The organism is Vibrio litoralis DSM 17657, from assembly GCF_000426765.1.
Classification (GTDB): Bacteria; Pseudomonadota; Gammaproteobacteria; order Enterobacterales; family Vibrionaceae; genus Vibrio; species Vibrio litoralis.
In genome coordinates this window covers 43,873-70,129 of record NZ_AUFZ01000002.1, presented here as the reverse complement: position 1 = coordinate 70,129, position 26,257 = coordinate 43,873, and the positions used below count along the sequence as shown (strand labels likewise).

The 26,257-nt window shown below is 42.1% G+C and carries 26 protein-coding genes; 21 read left to right on the top strand and 5 right to left on the bottom strand.

Features of this window, described 5'->3' with window-relative positions:
* Nucleotide 1 precedes the first annotated feature (1 nt).
* The 3 genes from glyS (at nucleotide 2) to K358_RS0100955 (ending at nucleotide 4,615) form a co-directional block, all read left to right on the top strand.
* Nucleotides 2–2,068, top strand: coding sequence for a glycine--tRNA ligase subunit beta (gene glyS, locus K358_RS0100965; protein ID WP_027695084.1), 2,067 nt, complete (start codon nucleotides 2–4; stop codon nucleotides 2,066–2,068).
* A gap of 116 nt (nucleotides 2,069–2,184) precedes the next feature.
* Nucleotides 2,185–3,213, top strand: coding sequence for an ion channel (locus K358_RS0100960; RefSeq protein ID WP_027695083.1), 1,029 nt, complete (start codon nucleotides 2,185–2,187; stop codon nucleotides 3,211–3,213).
* Nucleotides 3,214–3,355: 142 nt separating this feature from the next.
* Nucleotides 3,356–4,615 (top strand): valine--pyruvate transaminase, encoded by a 1,260-nt coding sequence (locus tag K358_RS0100955; protein ID WP_027695082.1) that lies wholly within the window; start codon nucleotides 3,356–3,358, stop codon nucleotides 4,613–4,615.
* Between the two features lie 93 nt (nucleotides 4,616–4,708).
* Here the strand turns inward: K358_RS0100955 and K358_RS0100950 are convergent, their stop codons facing one another.
* From K358_RS0100950 to dnaA, 5 genes are all read right to left on the bottom strand, one after another.
* Nucleotides 4,709–5,143: an Hsp20 family protein gene (locus tag K358_RS0100950; protein WP_027695081.1), complete on the bottom strand. Its 435-nt coding sequence runs from the start codon at nucleotides 5,141–5,143 to the stop codon at nucleotides 4,709–4,711.
* A 344-nt stretch (nucleotides 5,144–5,487) separates the two neighbouring features.
* Nucleotides 5,488–7,926, bottom strand: a complete 2,439-nt coding sequence (gene gyrB, locus K358_RS0100945) for a DNA topoisomerase (ATP-hydrolyzing) subunit B (RefSeq protein ID WP_027695080.1) — start codon at nucleotides 7,924–7,926, stop codon at nucleotides 5,488–5,490.
* Nucleotides 7,927–7,944: 18 nt separating this feature from the next.
* Nucleotides 7,945–9,024 (bottom strand): DNA replication/repair protein RecF, encoded by a 1,080-nt coding sequence (gene recF, locus K358_RS0100940; RefSeq protein WP_027695079.1) that lies wholly within the window; start codon nucleotides 9,022–9,024, stop codon nucleotides 7,945–7,947.
* The gene (gene dnaN / locus K358_RS0100935; protein ID WP_027695078.1) at nucleotides 9,025–10,125 is read right to left on the bottom strand and encodes a DNA polymerase III subunit beta; all 1,101 of its coding nucleotides are present in this window, start codon (nucleotides 10,123–10,125) and stop codon (nucleotides 9,025–9,027) included. It abuts the gene before it with no gap.
* A 77-nt stretch (nucleotides 10,126–10,202) separates the two neighbouring features.
* Complete coding sequence (gene dnaA / locus K358_RS0100930; protein ID WP_027695077.1) at nucleotides 10,203–11,612, bottom strand: chromosomal replication initiator protein DnaA; 1,410 nt, start codon at nucleotides 11,610–11,612, stop codon at nucleotides 10,203–10,205.
* A 328-nt stretch (nucleotides 11,613–11,940) separates the two neighbouring features.
* On the opposite strand from dnaA, the gene K358_RS17775 reads away from it, so the two are divergent.
* The 18 genes from K358_RS17775 to atpF all read left to right on the top strand — a co-directional run bounded on the left by K358_RS17775 (nucleotide 11,941) and on the right by atpF (nucleotide 26,243).
* On the top strand, nucleotides 11,941–12,702 hold the full coding sequence (locus tag K358_RS17775; RefSeq protein ID WP_038149406.1) for an amino acid ABC transporter substrate-binding protein: 762 nt from the start codon (nucleotides 11,941–11,943) through the stop codon (nucleotides 12,700–12,702).
* Nucleotides 12,703–12,772: 70 nt separating this feature from the next.
* Nucleotides 12,773–13,423, top strand: a complete 651-nt coding sequence (locus K358_RS0100920; protein ID WP_027695076.1) for an ATP-binding cassette domain-containing protein — start codon at nucleotides 12,773–12,775, stop codon at nucleotides 13,421–13,423.
* An 8-nt stretch (nucleotides 13,424–13,431) separates the two neighbouring features.
* The gene (locus K358_RS0100915; protein ID WP_027695075.1) at nucleotides 13,432–14,103 is read left to right on the top strand and encodes an amino acid ABC transporter permease; all 672 of its coding nucleotides are present in this window, start codon (nucleotides 13,432–13,434) and stop codon (nucleotides 14,101–14,103) included.
* Nucleotides 14,100–14,837, top strand: coding sequence for an amino acid ABC transporter ATP-binding protein (locus K358_RS0100910; protein WP_027695074.1), 738 nt, complete (start codon nucleotides 14,100–14,102; stop codon nucleotides 14,835–14,837). The genes K358_RS0100915 and K358_RS0100910 overlap by 4 nt, the downstream gene beginning before the upstream one ends.
* 221 nt (nucleotides 14,838–15,058) lie before the next feature.
* Nucleotides 15,059–15,193: a 50S ribosomal protein L34 gene (gene rpmH, locus K358_RS0100905; RefSeq protein ID WP_017024264.1), complete on the top strand. Its 135-nt coding sequence runs from the start codon at nucleotides 15,059–15,061 to the stop codon at nucleotides 15,191–15,193.
* 46 nt (nucleotides 15,194–15,239) lie between these two features.
* The gene (gene rnpA / locus K358_RS0100900; RefSeq protein WP_027695073.1) at nucleotides 15,240–15,563 is read left to right on the top strand and encodes a ribonuclease P protein component; all 324 of its coding nucleotides are present in this window, start codon (nucleotides 15,240–15,242) and stop codon (nucleotides 15,561–15,563) included.
* Entirely contained in the window at nucleotides 15,530–15,787 is a 258-nt protein-coding gene (gene yidD, locus K358_RS18895; RefSeq protein WP_083962717.1) for a membrane protein insertion efficiency factor YidD, read from the top strand. Before rnpA ends, yidD begins: the two co-directional genes overlap by 34 nt.
* Before the next feature lie 2 nt (nucleotides 15,788–15,789).
* The gene (gene yidC / locus K358_RS0100895) at nucleotides 15,790–17,436 is read left to right on the top strand and encodes a membrane protein insertase YidC (protein WP_027695072.1); all 1,647 of its coding nucleotides are present in this window, start codon (nucleotides 15,790–15,792) and stop codon (nucleotides 17,434–17,436) included.
* 122 nt (nucleotides 17,437–17,558) lie between these two features.
* Nucleotides 17,559–18,920, top strand: a complete 1,362-nt coding sequence (mnmE, locus tag K358_RS0100890) for a tRNA uridine-5-carboxymethylaminomethyl(34) synthesis GTPase MnmE (RefSeq protein WP_027695071.1) — start codon at nucleotides 17,559–17,561, stop codon at nucleotides 18,918–18,920.
* Between the two features lie 13 nt (nucleotides 18,921–18,933).
* Nucleotides 18,934–19,374, top strand: coding sequence for an FMN-binding protein MioC (gene mioC / locus K358_RS0100885; RefSeq protein ID WP_027695070.1), 441 nt, complete (start codon nucleotides 18,934–18,936; stop codon nucleotides 19,372–19,374).
* Between the two features lie 540 nt (nucleotides 19,375–19,914).
* A complete protein-coding gene (gene mnmG / locus K358_RS0100880) occupies nucleotides 19,915–21,810 on the top strand; it encodes a tRNA uridine-5-carboxymethylaminomethyl(34) synthesis enzyme MnmG (protein ID WP_027695069.1) in 1,896 nt (631 codons plus the stop codon).
* Nucleotides 21,807–22,457 carry a 16S rRNA (guanine(527)-N(7))-methyltransferase RsmG gene (rsmG, locus tag K358_RS0100875; RefSeq protein ID WP_027695068.1) on the top strand — a complete coding sequence of 217 codons (651 nt, stop codon included), beginning with the start codon at nucleotides 21,807–21,809 and terminating at the stop codon, nucleotides 22,455–22,457. The genes mnmG and rsmG overlap by 4 nt, the downstream gene beginning before the upstream one ends.
* A gap of 10 nt (nucleotides 22,458–22,467) precedes the next feature.
* Complete coding sequence (locus K358_RS0100870; RefSeq protein WP_027695067.1) at nucleotides 22,468–23,250, top strand: ParA family protein; 783 nt, start codon at nucleotides 22,468–22,470, stop codon at nucleotides 23,248–23,250.
* A gap of 36 nt (nucleotides 23,251–23,286) precedes the next feature.
* Complete coding sequence (locus K358_RS0100865) at nucleotides 23,287–24,171, top strand: ParB/RepB/Spo0J family partition protein (RefSeq protein ID WP_027695066.1); 885 nt, start codon at nucleotides 23,287–23,289, stop codon at nucleotides 24,169–24,171.
* Nucleotides 24,172–24,321: 150 nt separating this feature from the next.
* Nucleotides 24,322–24,666, top strand: coding sequence for an ATP synthase subunit I (locus tag K358_RS0100860; protein WP_027695065.1), 345 nt, complete (start codon nucleotides 24,322–24,324; stop codon nucleotides 24,664–24,666).
* Nucleotides 24,667–24,678: 12 nt separating this feature from the next.
* The gene (gene atpB / locus K358_RS0100855) at nucleotides 24,679–25,455 is read left to right on the top strand and encodes a F0F1 ATP synthase subunit A (RefSeq protein WP_027695064.1); all 777 of its coding nucleotides are present in this window, start codon (nucleotides 24,679–24,681) and stop codon (nucleotides 25,453–25,455) included.
* 36 nt (nucleotides 25,456–25,491) lie between these two features.
* Nucleotides 25,492–25,719, top strand: a complete 228-nt coding sequence (gene atpE, locus K358_RS0100850; protein ID WP_086959108.1) for a F0F1 ATP synthase subunit C — start codon at nucleotides 25,492–25,494, stop codon at nucleotides 25,717–25,719.
* A gap of 53 nt (nucleotides 25,720–25,772) precedes the next feature.
* Nucleotides 25,773–26,243 carry a F0F1 ATP synthase subunit B gene (atpF, locus tag K358_RS0100845; protein ID WP_027695062.1) on the top strand — a complete coding sequence of 157 codons (471 nt, stop codon included), beginning with the start codon at nucleotides 25,773–25,775 and terminating at the stop codon, nucleotides 26,241–26,243.
* Nucleotides 26,244–26,257: the final 14 nt, after the last annotated feature.

Sequence of the window (26,257 nt, the reverse complement as noted above, 5' to 3'; positions counted from 1 at the left end):
CATGGCGAAGAATTTCCTAATTGAACTCGGTACGGAAGAGCTACCACCAACGCAACTTCGCACTTTAGCTGAAGCATTTGCCAGCAATTTTGAAGCAGAATTAAAAGCGGCTGATCTCGAGCATCAAGGCGTAAAATGGTATGCCGCACCTCGTCGTTTGGCTTTAAAAGTCAGCGAACTTGCTGAAAGCCAACAAGACAAAATCGTTGAAAAACGTGGTCCTGCGATCGCTCAGGCGTTTGATGCCGATGGTAATCCAACTAAAGCAGCTCAAGGTTGGGCGCGTGGTAATGGCATTACGGTTGAACAAGCAGACCGTTTAAAAACCGACAAAGGTGAATGGCTACTTTACAAACAAGAAGTCAAAGGCCAAGCGGTTAAAGACCTAGTGGTCGACATGGTAGCTAAAGCATTAGCTAACCTACCGATTGCCAAACCAATGCGTTGGGGTGATAAAGAAACTCAATTTATCCGCCCAGTAAAAACGCTAACCATCTTATTTGGTGAAGAGCTTATCCAAGGTGAAATCCTAGGTGTGGCGTCCGATCGCATCATTCGTGGTCACCGCTTTATGGGTGAACGTGAATTTACTATCGATAATGCTGACCAATACCCAACATTACTGGCTGAAAAAGGCAAAGTAATGGCCGATTACGAAGAACGTAAAGCGATTATTTTGCGTGATTCACAAAAAGCGGCAGCAGCGGTTGGCGGTACTGCGGATCTTGAAGATGACCTAGTCGAAGAAGTCACTTCTTTGGTTGAATGGCCAGTGGTATTAACCGCTAAGTTTGAAGAAGAGTTCTTAAAAGTGCCTTCTGAAGCTTTGGTTTACACTATGAAAGGCGACCAGAAGTACTTCCCAGTCTACGATGACAACAAGAAGCTACTACCTAACTTTATCTTCGTATCGAACATCGAATCAAAAGACCCTCGTCAAGTGATCGAAGGCAATGAAAAAGTCGTACGTCCTCGTCTCGCGGATGCTGAGTTCTTCTTTAATACTGACCGTAAGCGCACGTTAGAATCGCACCTTCCTGAATTGGAAACAGCGATCTTCCAAAAGCAACTAGGCACGATCAAAGACAAGACCGACCGCATTACTGAATTGGCTGGCTTTATTGCTGAGCAAATCGGTGCAGACGTTGAAAAATCAAAACGCGCTGGCCTATTAGCTAAATGTGACTTGATGACGTCTATGGTATTTGAATTCACCGACACTCAAGGTGTTATGGGCATGCACTACGCACGTCACGACGGTGAAGCCGAAGAAGTCGCAGTAGCACTAAACGAGCAATACATGCCTCGCTTTGCTGGTGATGACTTACCAAGCTCAGGTGTAGCAGCGTCAGTGGCGATGGCAGATAAGCTGGATACGTTGGTTGGTATCTTCGGCATTGGCCAAGCACCGAAAGGTTCGGATCCATTTGCACTACGTCGTGCCTCTTTAGGTATTCTGCGCATTATCGTAGAGAAAGGTTACAACCTGGATCTAACGGTTCTGATCGCAAAAGCCAAAGAACTACTAGGTGACAAACTGACTAACGCCAATGTTGAATCTGACGTATTAGACTTCATGCTAGGTCGTTTCCGCGCTTGGTATCAAGATGAAGGCTTTAGCGTTGATATCATTCAAGCGGTATTGGCACGTCGCCCAACTAAGCCTCTTGATTTTGACCAACGTGTTAAAGCGGTATCTCACTTCCGTGGTCTAGATGCAGCAGAAGCACTTGCAGCCGCCAACAAGCGTGTGGGTAATATCCTAGCGAAATTCGATGGTGAGCTAAGCGCTGACATCGATCTGACTCTACTACAAGAAGATGCAGAAAAAGCCCTAGCCGAAAACGTTGAAGTCATGACGGAAGCACTAGAGCCTGCTTTTGCGAACGGTGACTACCAACAAGCGCTAAGCAAGTTAGCAGACCTTCGTGAGCCGGTTGATGCTTTCTTCGATAACGTAATGGTGATGGCAGACGATGAAGCACTGAAGAAAAACCGTCTGACTATGCTGAACAATCTACGCAACTTGTTCTTGCAGATCGCGGATATCTCTTTATTGCAAAAATAAGCATTAGAATTAATCGGTAACAAAACATCGCTTTGTTAACAGATTAAAAGTATTAAGATTAAGCCCAAGCTATACTCTATTTAGCTTGGGCTTTTATTTTATAAGGACTTTAACCAGTGCCAATATTGCAGTTATTACATCGTTGGATAACCGCTAAATTTAACCGCTTAACCGGGCAGAATTTACTGTTTGCTTTATTGGTTTATTTAGCGGTGTCGTGGAGCTTGCTCTACTTTGCCAATGAAACGGCGCTCACTCCTTTTTCCGATTTCATCTATTACATCATGGTGACGGGATCTACCGTGGGCTACGGGGATATGTCGCCACAAACAGAAATGGGAAAATGGGTCACCGCACTGTTTATTATTCCGGGTGGCGTCGGTTTATTTGCCATGGTGATCGGTCGGTTAGCGACTAACGCGATTCAACTATGGAAAGCACGATTAATGGGGTACAGAAAAGTGAATGTAGAAAATCATATTTTAATCTTAGGCTGGAGCGAAGAGCGCACGCCGCATTTAATCGAGATGCTGTTACATGAAATAAAAAGTAGCCATCAGGATATTGTTTTGTGTTCCGCGCAACAAATTGAAAACCCCTTTCCGAGCAAAATCGAATTTGTTCATGTTAGCGCTTTCACCGATGAGCAAGACATGGCAAAAGCAGGACTTAGCAGAGCCAAAACCATCATTATTGATCTCGATAGCGATAATGACATCATGGCTGCCGGTTTAAACTGTGCTAACGAAAACCCAGATGCTCATATTGTGACTTACTTCCGTGATGCGCATTTAGGTACGCTGCTCAAGCAGCATTGTAAAAATGTGGAATGTATTCCATCAATTGCCTCAGAAATGATCGCGAAATCAGCAGTCGATCCGGGTTCTAGCCAGTTGCACTATGAACTGGTCAATAATGCGCTGGGTATGACTCAATATATGGTGACCTATCAAGGTCAATCCACCAGCTTTAATAGCGTTTTCTCACGCTTTAAACAACAATACGATGCGATTTTAATTGCGGTTAATCATGGTGATGGCTTAACCCTAAACCCACCACTGGATCACACCATCAAACAAGATGATGTATTGGTGTATATTGCCGATGAACGAATTACTGGGATTGATTGGAAAACCTTTATTTAACCTCTTGCTCACTGAGACCTTAAAGCCATGACTCAACTCATGGCTTTTTGTTACTCGCATCTACGCTGCCCCTTTCTATCAACACCACAATCAGGTATGTTTCAGCATTCAATCGGTAACCGTAACCTTGGATATAAAAGATATGCAGTTTTCTCAGTTTGGTGACAAGTTTAATCGCTACTCAGGCATTACCCAGTTAATGGATGATCTCAATGATGGTCTGCGCACTCCTGGCGCTATCATGCTAGGGGGTGGCAACCCAGCCGCCATTCCAGAAATGCTCGAGTACTTTAAACAAGCCAGCACTGATATGATCAATAACGGTGAGATGATTGCGGCCATGACCAACTATGATGGCCCGCAGGGAAAAAATGTCTTTATTCAAGCCCTCGCCGATTTGTTAAAACAAACTTATGGTTGGGATATCAGTCCTAAAAACATCAGCCTCACCAATGGTAGTCAAAGCGCCTTCTTCTCACTGTTTAACCTATTCGCAGGTAAACATGCCGACGGAAGTCATAAGAAAATCCTACTGCCATTAGAGCCTGAATATATTGGTTATAGTGATGCGGGAATTGATGACGATATTTTTGTTTCTTATCACCCTGAAATCGAGTTGCTGGATAATCGCATGTTTAAATACCATGTCGATTTTGAGCAAGTTCAGGTAGATGATTCAGTAGCGGCAATTTGTGCTTCTCGTCCCACCAACCCAACTGGCAACGTGCTCACTGACGAGGAAATCCGCAAGCTCGATAAATTAGCCCGTGATAACAATATTCCGCTGATCATAGATAACGCTTACGGCACGCCTTTCCCTAATATTATTTTTGAAGACGTCACGCCCTTTTGGAATGACAACACCATTTTATGTATGAGCCTATCGAAACTGGGCTTACCGGGGGTGCGTTGCGGAATTGTGATTGCCAGCGAAGCCATGACCCAAGCAATGACCAACATCAATGGCATCATCAATTTAGCCCCTTGTAGTATTGGCCCTGCGATCGCGACTCATATGATCAAGCAAGGGGATTTACTGCCATTAAGCGAAAATGTGATTAAGCCTTACTACCAACACAAAGCCCAACATGCGGTCGAGCTATTACAAAGTGCCATTCCCGATCCACGTTTTAAAATCCATAAACCGGAAGGCGCGATCTTCTTATGGCTGTGGTTTGATGAACTGCCGATCACCACTATGGAACTCTACCAACGCTTAAAAGCCCGTGGCGTATTGATTGTTCCGGGAGAGTATTTTTTCTTTGGGCAAGAGAATACAGATGAAAAATGGGATCACGCCCATCAATGTCTACGCATGAACTACGTACAAAGTGATAAAGATATGCAACGCGGCATTGAGATTATTGCTGAAGAAGTGAATAAGGCGTATCAAGTAAACTAGCTTTAATAATATAAGCTTAATAACAAAAAGGGTGCCCAATTGGCACCCTTCTCTTCCTAAAGCCGCTGATTAGATTAGCAATTTTCTAACTTACTAGTTTTCTAGCAGCTCTTTACCGTTAATTGCGATTTTACGTGGTTGCATCGTTTCTGGGATTTCACACTCTAAATCGACGTGTAATAAACCATTTTCCATATTGGCACCTAACACTTTTACGTAGTCCGCGAGCTGGAATTTACGCTCAAAATCACGCTCTGCGATACCTTGATAAACGTAGTTTTTGCCTTCTTCCGGCTGACGTTCACCACGAACGATTAGCATGTTTTCATGCTGCGTAATATCAAGATGCTCTTCCGAGAAACCTGCCACCGCCATCGTAATACGGTAATGGTTATCGTCTTTTTTCTCGATATTGTATGGAGGGTATCCTCCAGAGGTATTTTTGGCGTTATTGGTTTCCATTAGGTTTAATAAACGATCAAAACCAATGGCGTTACGGTATAAAGGTGAGAAGTCTACATTACGCATAATACTATCCTCTAATTTAAGCAATAGTGTGCAAGTTTTCGACCCGAACCGAAACTCGCGGTTTAATTTAAGTGCCTATCTATAACCCTATCGGCGAAATAGATTCAGCGTTGCAAGGGCCCACTCTTTGTCTTTATCGCAAAGTCTTTATAAGAGTCAGAGCTTATCGGCATCCCTTTCAAAATCATATATAAGGTCGAAAGAATGGCTTTCAAGAGAATAATTGAAAATTTTTTAATCTATTTTTTATCCCTAGAAAACAAAAAACCCTTTGCGTGAACAAAGGGCTTTTAAAGATTTTAGATAGCGTTTCAGACTACACGTCTAAATCTAAACATCCAAGTCTAAACATCTAAGTTCGCTACTTTCAATGCGTTGTCTTCAATGAACTTACGACGAGGTTCTACTTGGTCACCCATCAATGTGGTAAACAACTCATCAGATGCAACGGCATCATCAATGGTTACTTGCATCATGCGACGAGTTTCTGGGTCCATAGTGGTTTCCCAAAGTTGATCTGGGTTCATCTCACCTAGACCTTTGTAACGCTGTAGTGATAAGCCTCGACGTGATTCTTTGATTAGCCACTCAAGCGCTGCCGAGAAAGTCGAAACTTCTTGAGTACGCTCACCACGCTTCACATAAGCACCTTCTTCAACTAAGCCATCTAATGCTTCAGAAAGATCAGCTAAACGACCGTATTCTTTAGAGTTTAATAAATCTAAAGATACCACGTATTCATGCATCACACCGTGAGTACGCACCACCAATTTCGCAATGCTGACACCTAACTCTTCGTGTTTTTCAACTTCAAGAGAGTACTGGCTCGCACCAACTTCTTTGGCATTCAATTGTTCTACTAGTTTCTGCCCCCAAGCCCGAACTTTCTCAGCATCTTGGCACATTTCAGCAGTTAGACGTGGAATGTAAGTTAATTCGTTGATCATCGCATATGGGTAGCGACGGCTCATACGTTTAATTAACTTGATACCTTCATTGTATTGAAGAACTAATTTTTCAAGTGCTTCACCGGCTAACGCTGGTGCATTAGCATTAACATAAAGAGCAGCATTATCTAGTGCAAGGCCCGCTTGGTAAAGCTCCATCGCTTCTTCATCTTTAATGTATTGCTCTTGCTTGCCTTTCTTCACTTTATAAAGTGGTGGCTGAGCAATGTAGATGTAACCACGTTCGATAAGCTCTGGCATTTGACGGTAGAAGAAAGTCAAAAGTAGAGTACGGATGTGAGAACCATCGACATCGGCATCGGTCATGATGATGATGTTGTGGTAACGCAGTTTATCTGGGTTATATTCGTCGCGGCCGATACCACAACCAAGTGCGGTAATCAGCGTTGCCACTTCTTGTGAAGATAGCATTTTATCAAAACGTGCTTTTTCAACGTTTAGAATTTTACCTTTCAGTGGCAAAATCGCTTGGTTTTTACGGTTACGTCCCTGCTTGGCACTGCCGCCAGCAGAGTCCCCTTCCACTATGTATAGTTCAGAAAGAGCAGGATCTTTTTCTTGGCAATCAGCAAGTTTACCCGGTAGGCCGGCTAAATCTAACGCGCCCTTACGACGAGTCATATCACGCGCTTTACGCGCCGCTTCACGAGCACGAGCGGCATCAATAATTTTGCCACAAACAATTTTTGCTTCGTTCGGGTTTTCAATAAGGAATTCAGACAGTTTTTCACTCATCGCTGATTCAACTGCAGATTTCACTTCGCTTGATACTAATTTGTCTTTGGTTTGGCTTGAGAATTTTGGATCAGGCACTTTTACCGAAACCACTGCAGTTAGACCTTCACGAGCATCATCACCCGAGGTCGCCGCTTGCGCTTTCTTCGAGTAACCTTCTTTATCCATAAAGTTATTCAAAGTACGGGTTAATGCACCACGAAAGCCCGCTAAGTGAGTACCACCATCGCGTTGTGGGATATTGTTGGTAAAGCAATAAACGCCTTCTTGGAAAGTGTCATTCCACTGCATTGCCACTTCAACAGTAATGCCATCTTCTTCACGAGCGTGGTCAAAGTAAAAAATCTTTTGGTGAATCGGCGTTTTGTTGCGGTTTAGATGCTCAACGAAAGCACGAATGCCGCCTTCAAACATGAAGTGATCACTTTTATCTGCTTCACGTTCGTCAATTAATTTAATCGAAACACCTGAGTTTAGGAATGATAATTCACGTAAACGCTTAGCAAGGATATCGTAATGGAATTCAATATTGGTAAAAGTTTCTTCACTTGGCCAAAAACGAATACGGGTACCGGTTTCTTCGGTTTTACCGATCACAGCAAGTGGCGCTTCTGGCACACCGTGTTTATAAACCTGTTGATGGATTTGACCTTGACGCTTGATAGTTAGCTCAACTTTTTCAGACAAGGCGTTAACCACTGAAACACCTACGCCGTGCAAACCACCAGAAACTTTATAAGAGTTATCATCAAACTTACCACCAGCATGTAGTACTGTCATGATAACTTCAGCGGCTGAAACACCTTCTTCTTCGTGTATTTCGGTTGGAATACCACGACCGTCATCGCTCACCGATACAGAGTTATCTTCATGAATGGTGATTATGATGTCTGAACAATGGCCAGCTAATGCTTCATCAATTGAGTTATCGACGACCTCAAACACCATGTGGTGAAGGCCAGTACCATCATCAGTATCACCGATATACATCCCAGGACGCTTACGTACAGCATCTAGCCCTTTAAGTACTTTAATACTCGATGAATCATAGCTATTTTCAGAATCATTGTTATTCGACATGAATTGTTCTCGCCTTAATTATCCTTGCTCTATTTTGCCATGTTCCACATGAAACATCCTGCTATTTTCACTTTGCATTTCAGCAATGTGACTTGCAGTAATAGAGCTTACAAAAACCTGTGCCTGCGTTTGCTTTAAATATTCTGCAAGACGCCCTCGACGTTGACCATCTAGCTCGGAGGCAAAATCATCAATTAAATAAATACACTGCTTACCTGTGGTATCGGTTAGGTGTTGACCTTGCGCTAAACGCAAAGCACACACCATAAGTTTTAACTGCCCACGTGACAAAACATCGTCCACCGGTGTCGCATTAATTTTTAGTTTTAGATCGGCTTTATTCGGTCCACTAAAGGTGTAACCGAGTTGCTGATCGCGCTCGAAATTCTTTTGTAAAATTTCAGCATAGGACGTGTCTTTATCCCACCCTCTATAATACTGAATTTTCACTTCAAATTCAGGTAAAAATACACCACAAATGTGTTCTGCCACCTGTTTTAACTGTGTGACATACTCAAAGCGCCACTGGCTTATGGTTTCCGCCAATTCGGCCAGTTCTTTATCCCAATAACTCAGCTCTTGATAACCTCTCGCGGTTTTCAATAATGCGTTTCTTTGCTTAATTAAACGCTTTAAACGTGCCCATTTTTCATAGAAGCTAGGTTGAGTATGAAATACTCCCCAATCAATAAAGGCACGACGAAACTTAGGCCCTTCCGTCAGCAGTTCAAAGCCTTCGGTATGAATTAACTGTAGAGGCAGAATTTGCGCCAGCTGAGCAATTTTCTGCCCACCCTGACCACCAATTTTTACTTCACTGCTACCATCGCGCTGTTTATTAATACCAATTGGTAATTCAAAATCATCATCAGACAAAAATCGCCCATGGACAAACAACTCGCTTTGTTCATTTTGGATCACTCGGCCGGTTAAGGTACTTTTGAATGAACGGCCATGCCCCAGCAAATAAATCGCTTCTAATACGCTGGTTTTGCCACTGCCATTCGGCCCGACAAGAAAATTAAAGCCTGATGATAACGAGATATCACAGGCTTCAATATTGCGAAATTGCTTTATAGATAAACGAGTTAATGGCATTTATAAGCGAATCGGCATCACAACATACATCGCAGCCGTATCTTCGATATTCTCAACCAAAGCACTTGCGTTAGCATCACTCATCGACATACGCACAGTTTGGCATTTTAGAGTATTCAAAATATCCAACACGTAGCTCACGTTAAAACCAATTTCTAATGGCTCACCTTGGTAATTTACATCCAAGTTTTCTTCTGCTTCTTCTTGCTCTGGGTTATTGGCGGTAATGCGCATTTCAGAGCCCGATAAATTTACCCGTACGCCGCGGAATTTCTCATTTGATAAAATTGCCGCACGTGAGAATGATTGGCGCAACGCTTCACAATCAGCTTCGAGTGTTTTATTGGTTGATTGCGGCATGACGCGGCGATAATCCGGAAAACGGCCATCAACGAGCTTAGATGTGAAGGTAAATTCGTTTACATTAGCGCGAATATTAGAGCTACCGATTTGCAACGTCACTTGCTCGTCAGGGCGATCAAGTAGCTTAATCAACTCTAGAACACCTTTACGCGGGACGATCACTTGCTGCTGTGAGTACTCACCCACCAGCGCAGTTTCAGCCACAGCCATACGGTGGCCATCGGTGGCCACTGAACGTAATGTGGTGCCTTCAATTTCAAACAACATGCCGTTTAAATAATAACGCACATCTTGGTTGGCCATTGAGAATTGGGTTTTTTCGACCAAATGACGTAGCTCACCTTGAGTAACGGTTACTTCGGCTTCACTGGTCCAGTCTTCAATATTTGGGAAATCAGACGCCGGTAATGTCGCTAATGAGAAACGACTACGGCCCGATTTAATCAATAAACGCTGATCATCCAGCGTGACATCAATCTGAGCGCTATCGGGTAAACCACGACAAATATCCAAAAACTTACGTGATGGAACGGTGGTGCTGCCCGGTTCAAAGTTACCTTCTAGTGCCAAGCGACACACTAACTCCACTTCAAGATCGGTCGCAGTAATCGACAATTCACCATTATCAACTTTAATTAATAAGTTACCCAAAATAGGCAAACTTGAGCGACCACCAAGAGCACCAGACACCTGCTGCAAAGGTTTAATCAATTGAGTACGTTCAATGGTAAATTTCATAATCTACTCTAAATAGTCTAATTCTATTAAAAACACGGCCAAACAGCGCTAAAGATAGCGAATTAAGAAGCCTTACTTTAGGAAGATAAAGTACGAATCAAGTTCGAGTAATCTTCTTTAATATCATGGCTTTCTTCTCGTAATTCTTTGATTTTACGGCAAGCATGCAACACCGTGGTATGGTCGCGACCACCAAAAGCATCACCAATTTCAGGCAAGCTGTGGTTGGTTAATTCTTTCGATAATGCCATCGCCAATTGACGAGGACGTGCAACCGAACGAGAGCGACGCTTAGATAATAAGTCAGCCACTTTAATTTTGTAATATTCAGCGACGGTTTTTTGAATATTATCGATAGTCACCAGCTTTTCTTGTAACGCCAGTAAATCACGTAATGCTTCACGCACGAAATCAATGGTGATTGGACGACCGGTAAAATTGGAATTGGCTATCACGCGATTTAACGCGCCTTCCAACTCACGTACGTTTGAACGTAGACGCTTCGCAATAAAGAATGCCACTTCATCAGCAAGGGTAATTTGGTGATCTTCGGCTTTTTTCATTAAGATCGCGACACGGGTTTCCAGTTCCGGTGGCTCGATCGCCACGGTAAGTCCCCAACCAAAACGTGATTTCAAACGATCTTCTACCCCGTTGATCTCTTTTGGATAACGGTCAGAAGTCAAAATGATTTGCTGGTTACCTTCTAACAATGCGTTGAAGGTATGGAAGAACTCTTCTTGCGAACGCTCTTTATTGGCAAAAAATTGGATATCATCTATAAGCAAAGCATCTAGGCTGCGGTAATAACGTTTAAATTCTTCAATCGCGTTATTTTGTAATGCTTTTACCATATCTTGCACAAAACGCTCTGAGTGCATATACACCACACGAGCATCCGGCTTACTTTCAACAATCGCATTGCCCACCGCATGCAACAAGTGAGTTTTACCTAAACCCGTACCACCATATAAAAACAGTGGGTTATAAGAAACACCTGGGTTATCAGAAACTTGTTTTGCTGCTGCAAGGCCTAACTGGTTCGACTTACCCTCAACAAAGTTATGGAACTTATGTTTAGGGTTAACGTTAGAACGGTGATTGACATCGATCACTACTTCACGCTCACCGGTATCCCAAGATTTATCCAGTGGGCGGCTTTTTTGTAATTGCGCAGGCGCAGAAGATTCAGCAGCCACATCAGCAGCGGTTCTTCTTGGCAGTTCAACCGAACGTTGAGCGGGCTTACTACCAACCTCAAAATGCAGGTTGGGCGTATCGGAACCACAAAACTCTTTCAATAAACGGTTAATACTATTGAGATACTTATCACGCACCCAATCCAATACAAAGCGATTAGGCGCAAATAAAGTGAGAGTATTGTCATTGAGTTCAGCTTGTAGCGGTCTTACCCACATGCTGAATTCAGTTGCGGGAAGCTCTTCTTGAAGCTGTTGCGAACACTGCAACCATAACGAAGACGACACATTAACCTCACACGAAATGAAATGATCTGAAAGGAGAGTAATTCTACAGCTATCACTATAAGATCACCAGCAATAGATCCTGAGATCAGTGAATAAGATCTAAGTTATTCACAGTTTTTTTAGATCTATCCCGATTTTGTGCGCCGTCAAGCAATTAAAGCATTTTAATAACCAATTTTTGCTATTCGGGGATAAAGTTACCCACAAGATCAAAGCTGAATATTGAAGCTTTAGCAGCACCAACTGTTATTATTAATAACATCTTGTTCTTAGGTTTATCAATATGTGAATAACTATAATGGAACTCAAATAATCTGGAGAATTAAATATGAGCCGAATTTTAAATAAAATTGTTACTGCTGCCGCACTATTTTTTGCTGTTACTAACTTTGCTCAAGCAGCGAATCAACAAGTAAAAGTAGGCATGTCTGGAACCTACTTTCCATTTACTTTTCAAAAGCTTGATAAACTACAAGGCTTTGAAGTGGATTTATGGAATGAGATTGGTCAACGCAACCACTATGACGTGAAATTTGTCACTGCCAACTTCTCTGGTCTTTTCGGTCTACTCGAAACGGGTCGGATTGATACGATTTCAAACCAAGTGACTATTACCGATTCACGTAAAGCCAAATATTTATTCTCAAATCCTTATGTGGTCGATGGTGTGCAGATCACCGTGAAAAAAGGCAATGACTCGATCAAAGGGGTTGAAGATCTTGCTGGCAAAACCGTCGCGGTAAACTTAGGTTCAAACTTCGAACAAGTGCTACGTAGTTACGATAAAGAAGGCAAAATCAATATCAAAACGTATGATGCTGGTATTGAACAAGATGTGGTACTCGGGCGTTCTGATGCTTTCGTAATGGATCGTCTATCGGCTCTACAACTGATTAAAGCGAGCAACCTACCACTACAGTTGGCAGGTAAGCCTTTTGAAACTATCGAAAATGCTTGGCCATTTGTTGATAACGAAAAAGGCAAAAAGCTACAAGCGGAAGTAAACACGGCATTAACCGCGATGCGTGAAGATGGTACTTTGGCGACTATTTCTGAAAAATGGTTTGGTGCTGATATTACTCACAAATAATCCAGCCTTTTCTTTTAACCGTTCGCCCCTTTAACCGCTTGCCATTCTCCTGATACATAAACGAGGAGTCATGGTAAGCGGTTTGTATTTTAAGCCGCTGAATCAATGTGTGATTAAATTACCCAATGGCACCAGGTTAAGTGATTTGAACCAACTTACCTTGCAAGCCGGTCAACATACTTTGATTTCTGGGCAATCAGGTATTGGTAAAAGTACTTTAATGAAAACCATTGCAGGCATTTGGCCGTTTTCGGAAGGCAATATTGAACTAGCCGAGCGCAGTTTATTCTTACCACAAAAGCCTTACCTGCCGACAGGCACACTACGGGAAGTCTTGTGTTATCCAAATGTCGATATCAATATCAGCGATCAAGATATTGAGCAATTATTGTCTGATTGCCAATTGGCACATTTCAGCCATAAATTAGATGAAACCGAGCAATGGTCACACACGATGTCACCGGGTGAGCAGCAACGTGTCGCGATTGTCAGAGCGTTAATAATCAAGCCTACATGGCTATTTTTAGATGAAGCGACCTCATCACTCGATGAAGAAACCGAAAGCGATATATACCAACTATTAGCCAGTCGATTACCCGATACCACCTTAGTGAGTATTGCGCATCGCAGTAAAGTTGCCCATTATCATCAATATCGTTTGCACGCACAGGGCTCAAAAGGCCAAGTAAGCTGGCAATTTTCACCAATACAAGGACTGTAATTTTCAACATGAATTTTGATTTCAATTACATGCTCGACCTACTGCCGATATTATTTCGGTATTTAGGCACCACTTTGCAAATGGCATTGTGGGGCATGGTTTTCGCACTCATACTCTCGGTCGTTATTGCCAATATTCGGGTATTTAAAGTGCCGGTATTGAATCAACTGAGTCAGCTATACACCAGTTTTTTTCGTGGTACGCCGCTATTAGTACAGTTGTTTTTGCTCTACTACGGGCTACCACAAATATTTCCAATCTTAGTCGGTATGGATGCCTTTACCGCGGCAATTATTGGTCTGACTCTACACTTTGCGTCTTATATGGCAGAAAGTATTCGTGCCGCAATTATTGGGATTGATCGCAGCCAAATGGAAGCCAGTATTTCGATAGGTATGACGCCATCGCAATCCATGCGCCGGATCATTTTGCCGCAAGCTTCCCGTGTGGCACTGCCTTCTTTGATGAACTACTTCATTGATATGATCAAATCGACCTCTCTCGCCTTTACGCTAGGGGTCGCTGAAATTATGGCCAAGGCGCAAATGGAGGCTTCTTCAAGCTTTCGTTTCTTTGAAGCCTTCTTAGCAGTTGCCCTGATTTATTGGGGAGTAGTATTGGTATTAACACGCGTACAAACTTGGGCTGAAACTAAACTCAATAAGGCTTACCAACGATGATTCGAATTTCTAATTTACATAAATCTTTCGGTAAGACTGAAGTGCTACGCGGAGTGGATATTGAGATCCAAAAAGGCGAAATCATTGTCATTATTGGTTCCAGTGGTACCGGTAAATCGACCTTACTACGCTGTGTAAACTTTTTGGAAAGCCCAGAACAAGGTGTCATCGAAATTGAAGGCACTAGAGTTGATACCCAAGACTACAACAAAGCCGATATGCTAGCACTGCGCCGTAAAACCGGCTTTGTGTTTCAAAACTATGCGCTATTTGCTCATTTAACTGCTCGTCAAAATATTGCCGAAGGGTTAATTACCGTCCGCGGTTGGAAAAAAGACCAAGCACTGGCCCACGCTCAACAAATTTTAGATGATATTGGGCTGGGCGATAAAGGGGATAGCTACCCAGCGGCATTATCGGGCGGCCAACAACAACGCGTAGGGATTGGTCGCGCAATGGCATTTGATCCTGAGCTGTTATTGTTTGATGAGCCAACTTCGGCACTCGATCCCGAATGGGTCGGTGAAGTGTTGTCTTTAATGAAGAAATTAGCCAAACAACACCAAACCATGCTGGTGGTCACCCATGAAATGCAATTTGCTCGAGAAGTAGCGGATCGCGTGATCTACATGGCAGATGGCAAGATTGTTGAGCAAGGTACGCCGGATCAAATATTTAAAGATCCGACTAATCCACAACTTATTAAGTTTTTAAATCAAGTAGGGATCCAATAGGATCCTTGCGCTTGGTTTAAGAACCCGTATAATCCGCACACAGATTTTTAGGCCAACTGGCTTTTTATTATGTGATTTCCGCGTTTATTAAGCCCTGTAGCATTGACTCTTAGCCAGTCAATGATTACAATTCCGCCTCTTTGTTGAGAGGTGTCGGATAAAACATCTTACACCAGGTTTAACAAGAACCTATAAACTACTGATCAGTAAAGGTAATTACCATGAAACGCACTTTTCAACCAACTGTTCTTAAGCGCAAACGTACACACGGCTTCCGTGCTCGTATGGCAACTAAGAATGGTCGTAAGACAATTAATGCACGTCGTGCAAAAGGCCGTAAGCGCCTTTCAAAATAATTCTTGAATTATTTTGACTAAGTCTACTTTTACTCGGGAGTTACGTTTGTTAACTCCCGAGCATTATCAAAACGTCTTTCAGCAAGCTCATCGAGCCGGCTCCCCTCATTTCACTATTATCGCTCGCAATAATACACTCTCCCATCCAAGACTTGGATTAGCTGTTCCTAAAAAACAAATCAAAACCGCTGTTGGTCGTAATCGTTTTAAACGTTTAGCCCGTGAAAGCTTTCGTCTAAAACAAACTCAACTGCCAAATAAAGATTTTGTAGTAATTGCGAAAAAGAGTGCTCAAGATTTGAGTAATGACGAAATTTTTAAAATATTTGAGAAGTTATGGCATCGCCTGTCTCGCCCTTATCGTGGTTAGCTATTAGGTTAATTTACCTATATAAAGGAATCATTAGCCCCTTAATTGGACCTCGATGTCGCTTTACTCCAACTTGTTCTACTTATGCTATTGAAGCAATTAAAGAGCACGGTTTTGTAAAAGGGTGTTGGTTATCTGGCAAACGTCTATTAAAATGCCATCCTTTAAATGCTGGGGGATATGACCCTGTCCCACCTAATCAAAAACACGACAGAGATAAATAACAATGGATTCTCAACGTAATATCCTGTTAATCGCTTTTGCTCTAGTCAGCTTTTTATTGTTCCAACAATGGAATAATAAAGATGCTCAACCGGCCCAAACTAGCGTGCAGCAGACTCAAACGAATACAGACAGTAGCCTACCGCATGACCCTGCTGAAGCGTCAGCTGATCCGTTAGCTCCTCAGCAAGCAAAAACTCTACCGGCCGCTTTCAACATCGAAGTAAAATCTGATGTACTGACTCTAGCGATTACCCCGGTAGGTGGTGATGTTGTTTCAGCTAAGCTGAACGAATACAACGCAACGCTAGATTCGAAAGATTCTTTTGTTCTGCTAGAAAACAACAATGAGCATCAATATATCGCTCAAAGTGGTCTAGTCGGTCCTCAAGGGATTGACGTTAGCACAGCAAACCGTCCTCAATATCGCGCGAGTGCAAAGTCTTATCAATTAGCTGAAGGTCAGGATGAATTACGTATACCTCTTACCTACAGTGCAAATGGTATTGATTACACTAAAACCTTTATCATCAAACGTGGCAGTTATGCGATTGATGTGGTGTATGACATCAATAACCACTCTGGTCAAGATGCAACATTAGGTATGTATGCTCACCTACGTCAAACAATGATTGAAGGTGACGGTCATATTGGTATGCCTGTTTATACTGGTGGCGCTTTCTCAACTTCAGACACCCACTATAAAAAATACAAGTTTGATGAGATGAAAGATAAAAATCTTAACATCAAACTAGAAGATGGTCAGGGCTGGGTAGCCATGCTACAGCACTACTTTACTTCTGCTTGGATCCCTCGTGACCAACCAGGCACTACCATCTACTCACGCGTTATTGGCAACACAGCTGATATTGGTGTTCGCACACCAAATCTAGTAATTGCAAATGGTTCAAGCGGTCAAATTACATCAACTCTTTGGACTGGTCCTAAACTTCAAGATGCAATGGAAGCCACCGCTCCACACCTTGATCTCGTTGTTGACTATGGTTGGTTATGGTTTATTGCTAAACCATTGCATTCACTCCTATCTTTCCTACAAGCTCACATCAGTAGCAACTGGGGTGTTGCGATTATCTTACTGACTTTCATCGTTCGTGGTGCTATGTACCCACTAACCAAAGCTCAGTACACCTCAATGGCGAAAATGCGTATGCTGCAACCTAAGATTGCTGCAATGCGTGAGCGTCTAGGTGATGACCGTCAACGTATTAGCCAAGAAATGATGGCGATGTACAAAGAAGAAAAAGTGAACCCACTTGGTGGCTGTTTCCCTATTCTTCTACAGATGCCAATCTTCATCGCTCTATACTGGGCATTGATGGAATCGGTTGAATTACGTCACGCACCATTCTTTGGTTGGATCCACGATTTATCAGCGCAAGACCCTTACTACATCTTGCCTATATTGATGGGTATCTCGATGTTGATCATCCAGAAGATGAGCCCAACAACGGTCACCGATCCTATGCAGCAGAAAATGATGATGTTTATGCCAATCATCTTCATCTTCTTCTTCTTGTGGTTCCCATCAGGTCTAGTGCTTTACTACCTAATGTCGAACATCGTAACCTTGGTACAACAAACCTTGATTTACCGAGCGTTAGAGAAGAAAGGTCTGCACTCTAAGAAATAATCTTAGCCAGACGAAATACTAAATAAGGCGACCGCATTGGTCGCCTTTTGCTTTTTTTGCTTTATAAATTCATAAGGCGAATTACAATTGGAAAACCTTCACCTTTTGAAATGGTTGGAATTATGAATACAGAGACAATTGTCGCTCAAGCTACCGCACTCGGCCGCGGTGGTGTTGGTATTATCCGAGTCTCAGGCCCTAAAGCCACTCAAGTCGCTTTGGAAGTTCTTGGTCGAGAGGTTAAACCTCGTTATGCTGAATATTTACCTTTTAAAGATGAAAATGGCGTTCAACTTGATCAGGGAATCGCGCTTTATTTTCCAAACCCAAACTCATTTACCGGTGAAGATGTTTTAGAACTGCAAGGCCATGGCGGCCCTGTGGTTATGGATATGTTGATCAAACGCATCTTAAAAATTGATGGCATTCGTGCCGCTCGCCCGGGTGAATTCTCTGAGCGTGCCTTTTTAAATGACAAAATCGATCTGACTCAAGCTGAAGCGATTGCTGATCTGATCGATGCGAGTTCAGAAGAAGCGGCTAAATCAGCACTTAATTCTCTGCAAGGTGAATTTTCCCAACGCATCAATAACCTGGTCGAATCATTAATCCATCTGCGTATCTATGTAGAAGCAGCCATTGATTTTCCCGAAGAAGAAATCGACTTTTTAGCCGATGGAAAAGTCAGCGCCGACTTACAAACTATCATTGATAATTTAGCTTCAGTACGTAAAGAAGCCAATCAAGGTGCGCTGATTCGTGAAGGTATGAAAGTAGTGATCGCTGGACGACCTAATGCGGGTAAATCTAGCCTACTCAACGCCCTATCAGGCAAAGACTCAGCGATTGTGACCGATATCGCCGGTACGACCCGCGACGTACTACGCGAGCATATTCACATCGATGGCATGCCACTACATATTATTGATACCGCAGGCTTGCGTGAAGCGTCTGATGAAGTAGAAAGAATCGGTATCGAACGCGCTTGGGAAGAAATAGAGCAAGCCGATCGTGTGTTATTTATGGTTGATGGCACCACCACCAATGCCACTGATCCCAAAGAAATATGGCCTGATTTTGTGGAGCGTTTACCAGAGAATATTGGTATGACAGTGATCCGTAATAAAGCCGATCAAACCGGCGAAGCACTTGGTATTTGTCATGTTAATAATCCAACCTTAATACGCCTATCAGCCAAGACTGGCCAAGGGGTAGAATCTCTGCGTGAACACTTGAAAGACTGCATGGGCTTTGCTGGCGGCAGTGAAGGTAGCTTTATGGCTCGACGTCGACACCTAGAAGCGCTAGATAAAGCGTCTGAACATCTGTCTATCGGCCAGCAACAACTTGAAGGCTATATGGCCGGAGAAATCTTAGCAGAAGAGCTGCGCATCACTCAGCAGCACCTAAACGAAATCACCGGGGAGTTTAGCTCGGATGATTTATTGGGTCGTATCTTCTCTTCATTCTGTATTGGTAAGTAGTTAAAGGAATATTATGATCCACATTATTACAGGTAGTACCTTAGGCGGAGCTGAATATGTTGGCGATCACTTAAATGATCTGCTGCAAGCTCAAGGGGTAGAAACTCAGATCCACAACCAACCGGATCTTAGTGAAATCGAAACCAGTGGTATTTGGTTGATCATCACCTCAACTCATGGTGCTGGCGATTATCCAGATAATATTCAACCTTTTATCGAAACGATTAAATCAACACCACCGCGTATGTCAGAGGTCAAGTTTGCAGTAATTGCCATTGGTGATTCAAGCTATGACACCTTCTGTGGCGCTGGTAAAGATGCCCGAGCGACGCTGCTAGATATTGGAACTCAAGAGCTTTGCCCACATTTAGAAATAGATGTCATCGAAACCCCTGTACCAGAAGAACCAGCAGAAGCTTGGTTAAACGATAATATGGCAGCGTTTATCGGCTAATCCTAATTAAAACAACCCCATTTAAAAGCAGATCTCGGTCTGCTTTTTTTTGGCTTTCTCGTCATGATTAAGGATTTTTTAGAGCTGGAATTAGGTTAATTTAAGTCATAAATCGAAAATCAATAAAACTGTTTGCTGTTTTTTTAAACAAACCACCTGTGGATAAACTACATTTTATCCTGTGATCCTAGCAAAGTTATCCATTGGATAACTATTATCTAAATACCCTCTGTGGATAACCATGGATTTAGATCCCAGCTAATACAGAGTTAGATCAAAGCTAGATCACAAGAAAGGATCCACTTAAACTACATGATCTTAATGATCATTTATCGCTTATCCACACGATCGTGGTTCCTTAATAATAGATCTAATAAAAGATCTATATAAAGATCTTATATATATTAAAGCTCTTTGATCATTTCTTAAAACCAACAAATTGATTCTCAGTGAAGATTAAAAAAGGTAGAATGTCGCTCCTTTTATTTCCTAAGATCATTTTGCTGTGATCGTTTTATTTTTAACTCTTGAGGTCTGATCATGTTTTATCACGAAAACTTTGACGTCATCGTCGTAGGTGGTGGCCATGCTGGAACGGAAGCTGCTCTTGCGTCTGCTCGTACAGGCCAAAAGACGTTGCTGCTTACTCACAATATCGACACTTTAGGTCAAATGTCTTGCAATCCAGCGATTGGTGGAATTGGCAAAGGACATTTGGTTAAAGAAGTGGATGCGTTAGGTGGATTAATGGCACAAGCCATTGATAAAGCTGGTATTCAATTTAGAACGTTAAACGCATCAAAAGGTCCTGCGGTACGTGCTACTCGCGCCCAAGCCGATCGTATTTTATATAAAAATGCAGTTCGCACTACTTTAGAAAATCAACCGAACTTAAGCCTTTTTCAACAAGCGGTTGATGATGTGATCGTAGAAAACGATCAAATCACCGGTGTTATCACTCAGATGGGCCTTAAATTTAAAGCCAAAGCAGTGGTACTCACCGTTGGAACTTTCCTAGGTGGTAAGATTCATATAGGTATGGAAAATTTCTCTGGTGGCCGTGCTGGCGATCCTCCATCTATCGCATTAGCGGATCGTCTACGTGCTCTACCATTTCGTGTTGATCGCTTAAAAACCGGTACTCCACCACGTATTGATGCTCGTACGGTTAACCTTGATAGCCTAGAAAAACAACATGGCGATAATCCAACGCCAGTATTTTCTTTTATGGGTAAGCAAAGTGATCATCCGCAGCAGATCCCATGCTTTATAACACACACCAATGAGCAAACTCATGATGTGATCCGAGCTAACTTGGATCGTAGTCCGATGTATTCAGGTGTGATTGAAGGCATAGGTCCTCGTTACTGTCCGTCTATCGAAGACAAAGTGATGCGTTTTGCCGATAAAAATAGTCACCAAATCTTTATTGAGCCAGAAGGCTTAACCACAACTGAATTATACCCAAATGGTATTTCAACCAGTCTGCCATTTGATGTGCAAGTGAAGATCGTTCAATCGATGAAAGGGTTTGAAAATGCCCAGATCGTTCGTCCTGGTTACGCGATTGAATATGATTTCTTTGATCCTCGCGATTTAAAACAAAGTTATGAAACCAAGTTTATTTCTGGTTTATTCTTCGCTGGCCAAATTAACGGCACTACGGGTTATGAAGAAGCGGCTGCTCAAGGTTTAATGGCCGGTCTTAACGCTTCGTTATTTACTCAAGGTAAAGAATCTTGGAGCCCACGTCGTGACGAAGCTTATATGGGCGTTCTGATTGATGATCTATCTACCATGGGCACCAAAGAACCGTACCGCATGTTTACTTCACGCGCGGAATATCGTTTGTTGCTTCGTGAAGACAATGCAGATTTACGCTTGACCGAAAAAGGTCGCGAATTAGGTTTAGTGGACGATGCTCGTTGGGCACGCTTTAATCAAAAAGTCGAAAATATGGAACTGGAGCGTCAGCGCTTAAAAGATATTTGGGTGAATCCTAAATCTGCCAATATCGATGCCTTAAACCAATTACTTAAAACACCGATTACGCGCGAAGCTAATGGTGAAGATCTACTGCGTCGTCCAGAAATGACTTATGAGAAATTAACCTCTCTAGAAGTATTCTCTTCGACGATGGAAGATCCTCAAGCGACAGAACAAGTTGAGATCCAAGTAAAATACGAAGGATATATTCAACGCCAGAAAGAAGAGATCGAAAAATCACTGCGCCATGAAAATACCAAATTACCGGCAGAGCTTGATTATGCCCAAGTAAAAGGGTTATCGAATGAAGTGGTGGCAAAATTAAATAATGCTAAACCTGAAACGATTGGTATTGCTTCGCGTATTTCAGGCATTACCCCAGCGGCGATTTCAATTTTATTGGTGCATTTGAAGAAACAAGGTCAATTGAAGAAAGGGGATGCAGCATGAATCCCAATTTGCTCAATCAGCCATTGAGAGACAAGCTGGATAGTTTATTATCTCAAACCGACCTTGAAGTCTCGGAATTACAACGTGATCAATTAGTTGGTTATGTTCAGATGCTAGATAAATGGAATAAAGCCTATAATTTAACATCTGTGCGTAACCCTATGGATATGCTGGTTAAACACATTATGGATAGCATAGTGGTGAGTCCATACTTATCCGGTGAGCGCTTTATTGATGTTGGTACTGGCCCTGGTTTACCGGGGATTCCTTTGGCTATTATGAACCCTGATTATCAGTTCACGTTATTGGATAGCCTAGGTAAGCGAATTCGTTTTATTAAGCAGGTTTTACACGAACTATCAATTGATAATGTAGAACCGGTACAAAGCCGCGTAGAAGAGTTTCAATCAGAAGTGGGTTTCGATGGCGTGATTAGCCGCGCATTTGCATCTATGATAGATATGGTTGACTGGTGCCATCATCTTCCAAACCCTGAAAATGGTGTTTTTCTTGCACTTAAAGGTCAATTGCCTGAAGATGAGATTGCACAATTACCTGAATCATTAATGGTTTCTCAGGTGCATGCATTGCAAGTTCCAGAATTAGAAGGTGATCGTCACCTAATCATTTTGGAAAAAAAGGGATAACGGGGTACTCGTGGGTAAAATCATTTCCATTGCCAATCAAAAAGGTGGAGTAGGGAAAACGACAACGTGCGTTAACCTTGCTGCGTCTATGGCTGCAACCAAAAGAAACGTCTTAGTTATTGATTTAGATCCACAAGGTAATGCCACGATGGCCAGTGGTATCGATAAATATGATGTTGATTTTACGGCATATGATTTATTGGTTGAGCAAACGCCTTTTGATGAAGTGGTGTGTCGTAATACGCCTGCCGGTTATGATTTAATTGCTGCCAATGGTGATGTGACAGCCGCTGAAATAAAGTTAATGGAAGTGTTTGCTCGAGAACTTCGTCTTAAAAATACTCTTGCAGATGTATGGCAACAATACGATTATATTTTTATTGATTGCCCACCTTCGTTAAACTTATTGACTGTCAATGCGATGGCCGCTTCACATTCTGTACTAGTGCCAATGCAATGCGAATATTTTGCTTTGGAAGGCTTAACCGCATTGATGGATACCATCAGTAAGCTAGCAGCGGTAGTCAATCATGATTTAAAAATTGAAGGGATCTTACGTACTATGTTCGATCCGAGAAACCGTTTGTCTAACGATGTTTCTGAACAGCTTAAAAAACACTTTGGCGATAAAATGTATCGCACCGTTATCCCACGTAATGTTCGTCTAGCTGAAGCGCCTAGCCATGGTAAACCCGCTATGTATTATGATAAGTATTCTGCTGGCTCTAAAGCCTACTTGGCGTTAGCTGGAGAAATTTTGCGTCGTGAAGAAGCGCAAGCGATAATGGCTTAATCCCTCTTGAATTAAGAAATAAAGGAAAACCCTCAGATGTCTAAACGTGGTTTAGGTAAAGGTCTTGATGCTCTGCTTTCTACTAGCTCACAAGCTCGAGAAAAACAACAAAAAGTGGCATATAGCCAAGCTTTATCTTCTGAAGGCCAACTGGCAGATCTTTCTATTTCACAATTGTCGCCAGGTAAATACCAACCAAGAAAAGATATTCAATCAGAAGCGTTGCAAGAATTATCCTCATCTATTCGCTCACAAGGTATTATTCAACCTTTAGTCGTTCGTAAGATTAATGAATCACAGTATGAAATTATTGCTGGTGAGCGTCGTTGGCGTGCCGCTAAGTTAGCGGGATTGACTCAAGTTCCTTGCGTGGTTAAGAATGTTCAGGATCGCGCGGCTATTGCTATGGCGTTAATAGAAAACATTCAACGTGAAAATCTCAATGCCATTGAAGAAGCTCAAGCACTAGAAAGATTACAAAAAGAGTTTGAATTGACCCATCAACAAGTGGCTGATGCGATTGGTAAATCCCGTACTGCGGTAACCAACTTGCTACGCCTCAATACTCTTGATGAGTCAGTAAAGCATTGCGTTATATCAAAGGAATTGGAAATGGGACATGCTCGAGCCCTCCTATCCCTTGAATTATGTGATCAAAGTAATGTTGCAAAAATTGTAGTTGCCAAGAAATTAACCGTTAGACAAACTGAAGCTCTAGTCAAAAAACATTTAGAACCAGTGGAAGATAAGCCTGCTGAGGAAGATATCCCAGCGCTAGGCCTGGCGGAAAAGCTTTCTGAGCAATTTGGTACTAAGGTGGTGATTCGCCGTAATGCTAAAGGAAAAGGCAAGGTCACCATTGATTTTGACGATATTGAACAACTCGAATATCTCCTTAACACAAAGTTAGGTAGAAATTAACTCTGTTATTATAATATCGCTAAACAATTAACAAAATGTGAAAATAATCATTTTACGCCTTGCTCTTTTCTGTATTAGAAACAAAGTAAGGTGTAGTATGTCTTGTGCATACAACTGAGCCAAAAACAAATGTAATTGGGTGTAAATAGAATGTTTTTTTTAGTTTTAACTCAGTTTATTGTAGTTGGTGCTTTTAGCTTGATCAGTTTGTATGTTCAGGGAGATATGGCGAGTCAATCTGCCATTTTTGGGGGACTAGTGTACTGCATCCCGTATATTGTTACTCGTTTGTATCAAAACAAACAAGGTGCAGATACGGCATCAAAAGTCATGGTGAAAGCCTGTATTAGTGTAGTTTATAAGTATTTGATTACAGGTGCGTTGTTTGCTTACTTTTTTAAGTACACAGAAGTACACCTTATTACATTCTTTTTAGGTTACATTTTTGCTTTTGTTGTGCAATGCATTATGTCATTTAGTTTTAAACGTAATTAGACAGGATATCTAATGGCTGGTTCAGGTGAACTAACTCCTCAGGAGTACATCTCGCACCATTTACAAAACCTACAAGTCGGTAGTGGATTCTGGACATTTAATATTGATTCATTGATCGTATCAGTTCTTTTAGGCTGTGCTTTTTTGTGGATCTTTTACCGTGTTGGCCAAAAAGCCACAAGCGGTGTGCCAGGAAAATTACAGTGCTTTATAGAAATGGTCGTCGAGTTTGTAGATGCCTCAGTAAAAGATATTTTTCATGGAAAGAGTGCTCTATTAGCGCCATTAGCGTTAACCGTATTCGTATGGATTTTCCTAATGAATCTAATGGATCTTATTCCGGTCGATTTTCTTCCTCATACAGCCACTCTGTTAGGGATCCCTTACCTTCGAGTTGTACCTACAGCGGATGTGAACATCACTATGTCTATGGCATTAGGTGTTTTCTTCTTGATTATAGGTTACAGCATAAAAATTAAAGGTGTTGGTGGGTTTGCAAAAGAGTTGGGTTTACAGCCTTTTAACCACTGGGCTTTTATTCCAGTAAACCTAGTGTTAGAAACTGTAACGTTAATATCTAAACCAGTCTCTTTAGGTTTGCGTTTATTTGGTAACATGTATGCAGGTGAATTGATTTTCATTTTGATTGCCGGGCTTTTACCTTGGTGGTCTCAATGGCTTCTTTCTGTGCCTTGGGCGATTTTCCATATTTTAGTAATCGTTTTACAGGCATTTATCTTTATGACATTGACGATAGTCTATCTATCTCAAGCATCTGAAGAACATTAAAAAATTATTTAACACAAAAACTTGGAGTTTTTTATTATGGATCTGATTTACATATCTGTTGCTATCATGCTTGGTCTTGCTGCGGTAAGTGCTGCGATTGGTATTGCACTACTAGGCGGAAAGTTTCTTGAAGGTGCAGCTCGCCAACCTGATTTAATCCCTGTACTACGTACCCAGTTCTTTATCGTAATGGGTCTAGTGGATGCGATTCCTATGATTACTGTAGGTCTTGCTCTTTATCTATTGTTTGCGGTTGCCGGATAATATTTAATTATCATGGTGTTGGTTTTTGAATAGCAAACAAAGGAGAGTATGCGGTGAATATAAACGCAACTCTGTTAGGTCAAGCGATAGCATTTGCTCTATTCGTGTGGTTCTGCATGAAATATGTATGGCCGCCACTAATGGCTGCAATTGAAAACCGTCAGAAGAATATTGCTGATGGTTTAGCCGCCGCTGACCGCGCAGCTAAAGACTTAAACTTGGCACAAGCTAACGCTTCAGACAAATTAAAAGAAGCGAAAAAAGCAGCTGCTGAGATAATCGATCAAGCGAATAAGCGTAAAAGTCAGATTTTAGAAGAAAGCCAAACAGAGGCTCAGGCTGAGCGTCAGAAAATCTTGGATCAAGGCCTAACTGAAATCGAAACTGAACGTAACCGCGCACGCGATGAACTTCGTAAGCAAGTAGCTGTATTAGCTATTGCTGGTGCTGAGAGAATTTTGGAGCGTTCTATTGATGAGAGCGCACACCAAGATATTCTTGATGATATTACTGCAAAACTTTAACCAGAGGGGCAGCA

What these genes read in the sequence shown, in the direction of transcription:
- K358_RS0100955 (WP_027695082.1), top strand. Translation starts at nt 3,356, where the DNA reads ATGCAGTTTTCTCAGTTTGGTGACAAGTTTAATCGCTACTCAGGCATT.
- K358_RS0100950 (WP_027695081.1), bottom strand. Translation starts at nt 5,143, where the DNA reads ATGCGTAATGTAGACTTCTCACCTTTATACCGTAACGCCATTGGTTTT.
- rpmH (WP_017024264.1), top strand. Translation starts at nt 15,059, where the DNA reads ATGAAACGCACTTTTCAACCAACTGTTCTTAAGCGCAAACGTACACAC.
- atpE (WP_086959108.1), top strand. Translation starts at nt 25,492, where the DNA reads ATGGATCTGATTTACATATCTGTTGCTATCATGCTTGGTCTTGCTGCG.
- K358_RS17775 (WP_038149406.1), top strand. Translation starts at nt 11,941, where the DNA reads ATGAGCCGAATTTTAAATAAAATTGTTACTGCTGCCGCACTATTTTTT.
- mnmE (WP_027695071.1), top strand. Translation starts at nt 17,559, where the DNA reads ATGAATACAGAGACAATTGTCGCTCAAGCTACCGCACTCGGCCGCGGT.
- yidD (WP_083962717.1), top strand. Translation starts at nt 15,530, where the DNA reads ATGGCATCGCCTGTCTCGCCCTTATCGTGGTTAGCTATTAGGTTAATT.
- K358_RS0100865 (WP_027695066.1), top strand. Translation starts at nt 23,287, where the DNA reads ATGTCTAAACGTGGTTTAGGTAAAGGTCTTGATGCTCTGCTTTCTACT.
- K358_RS0100915 (WP_027695075.1), top strand. Translation starts at nt 13,432, where the DNA reads ATGAATTTTGATTTCAATTACATGCTCGACCTACTGCCGATATTATTT.
- dnaN (WP_027695078.1), bottom strand. Translation starts at nt 10,125, where the DNA reads ATGAAATTTACCATTGAACGTACTCAATTGATTAAACCTTTGCAGCAG.
- mnmG (WP_027695069.1), top strand. Translation starts at nt 19,915, where the DNA reads ATGTTTTATCACGAAAACTTTGACGTCATCGTCGTAGGTGGTGGCCAT.
- glyS (WP_027695084.1), top strand. Translation starts at nt 2, where the DNA reads ATGGCGAAGAATTTCCTAATTGAACTCGGTACGGAAGAGCTACCACCA.
- K358_RS0100920 (WP_027695076.1), top strand. Translation starts at nt 12,773, where the DNA reads ATGGTAAGCGGTTTGTATTTTAAGCCGCTGAATCAATGTGTGATTAAA.
- rsmG (WP_027695068.1), top strand. Translation starts at nt 21,807, where the DNA reads ATGAATCCCAATTTGCTCAATCAGCCATTGAGAGACAAGCTGGATAGT.
- recF (WP_027695079.1), bottom strand. Translation starts at nt 9,024, where the DNA reads ATGCCATTAACTCGTTTATCTATAAAGCAATTTCGCAATATTGAAGCC.
- gyrB (WP_027695080.1), bottom strand. Translation starts at nt 7,926, where the DNA reads ATGTCGAATAACAATGATTCTGAAAATAGCTATGATTCATCGAGTATT.
- K358_RS0100910 (WP_027695074.1), top strand. Translation starts at nt 14,100, where the DNA reads ATGATTCGAATTTCTAATTTACATAAATCTTTCGGTAAGACTGAAGTG.
- mioC (WP_027695070.1), top strand. Translation starts at nt 18,934, where the DNA reads ATGATCCACATTATTACAGGTAGTACCTTAGGCGGAGCTGAATATGTT.
- yidC (WP_027695072.1), top strand. Translation starts at nt 15,790, where the DNA reads ATGGATTCTCAACGTAATATCCTGTTAATCGCTTTTGCTCTAGTCAGC.
- K358_RS0100860 (WP_027695065.1), top strand. Translation starts at nt 24,322, where the DNA reads ATGTTTTTTTTAGTTTTAACTCAGTTTATTGTAGTTGGTGCTTTTAGC.
- atpB (WP_027695064.1), top strand. Translation starts at nt 24,679, where the DNA reads ATGGCTGGTTCAGGTGAACTAACTCCTCAGGAGTACATCTCGCACCAT.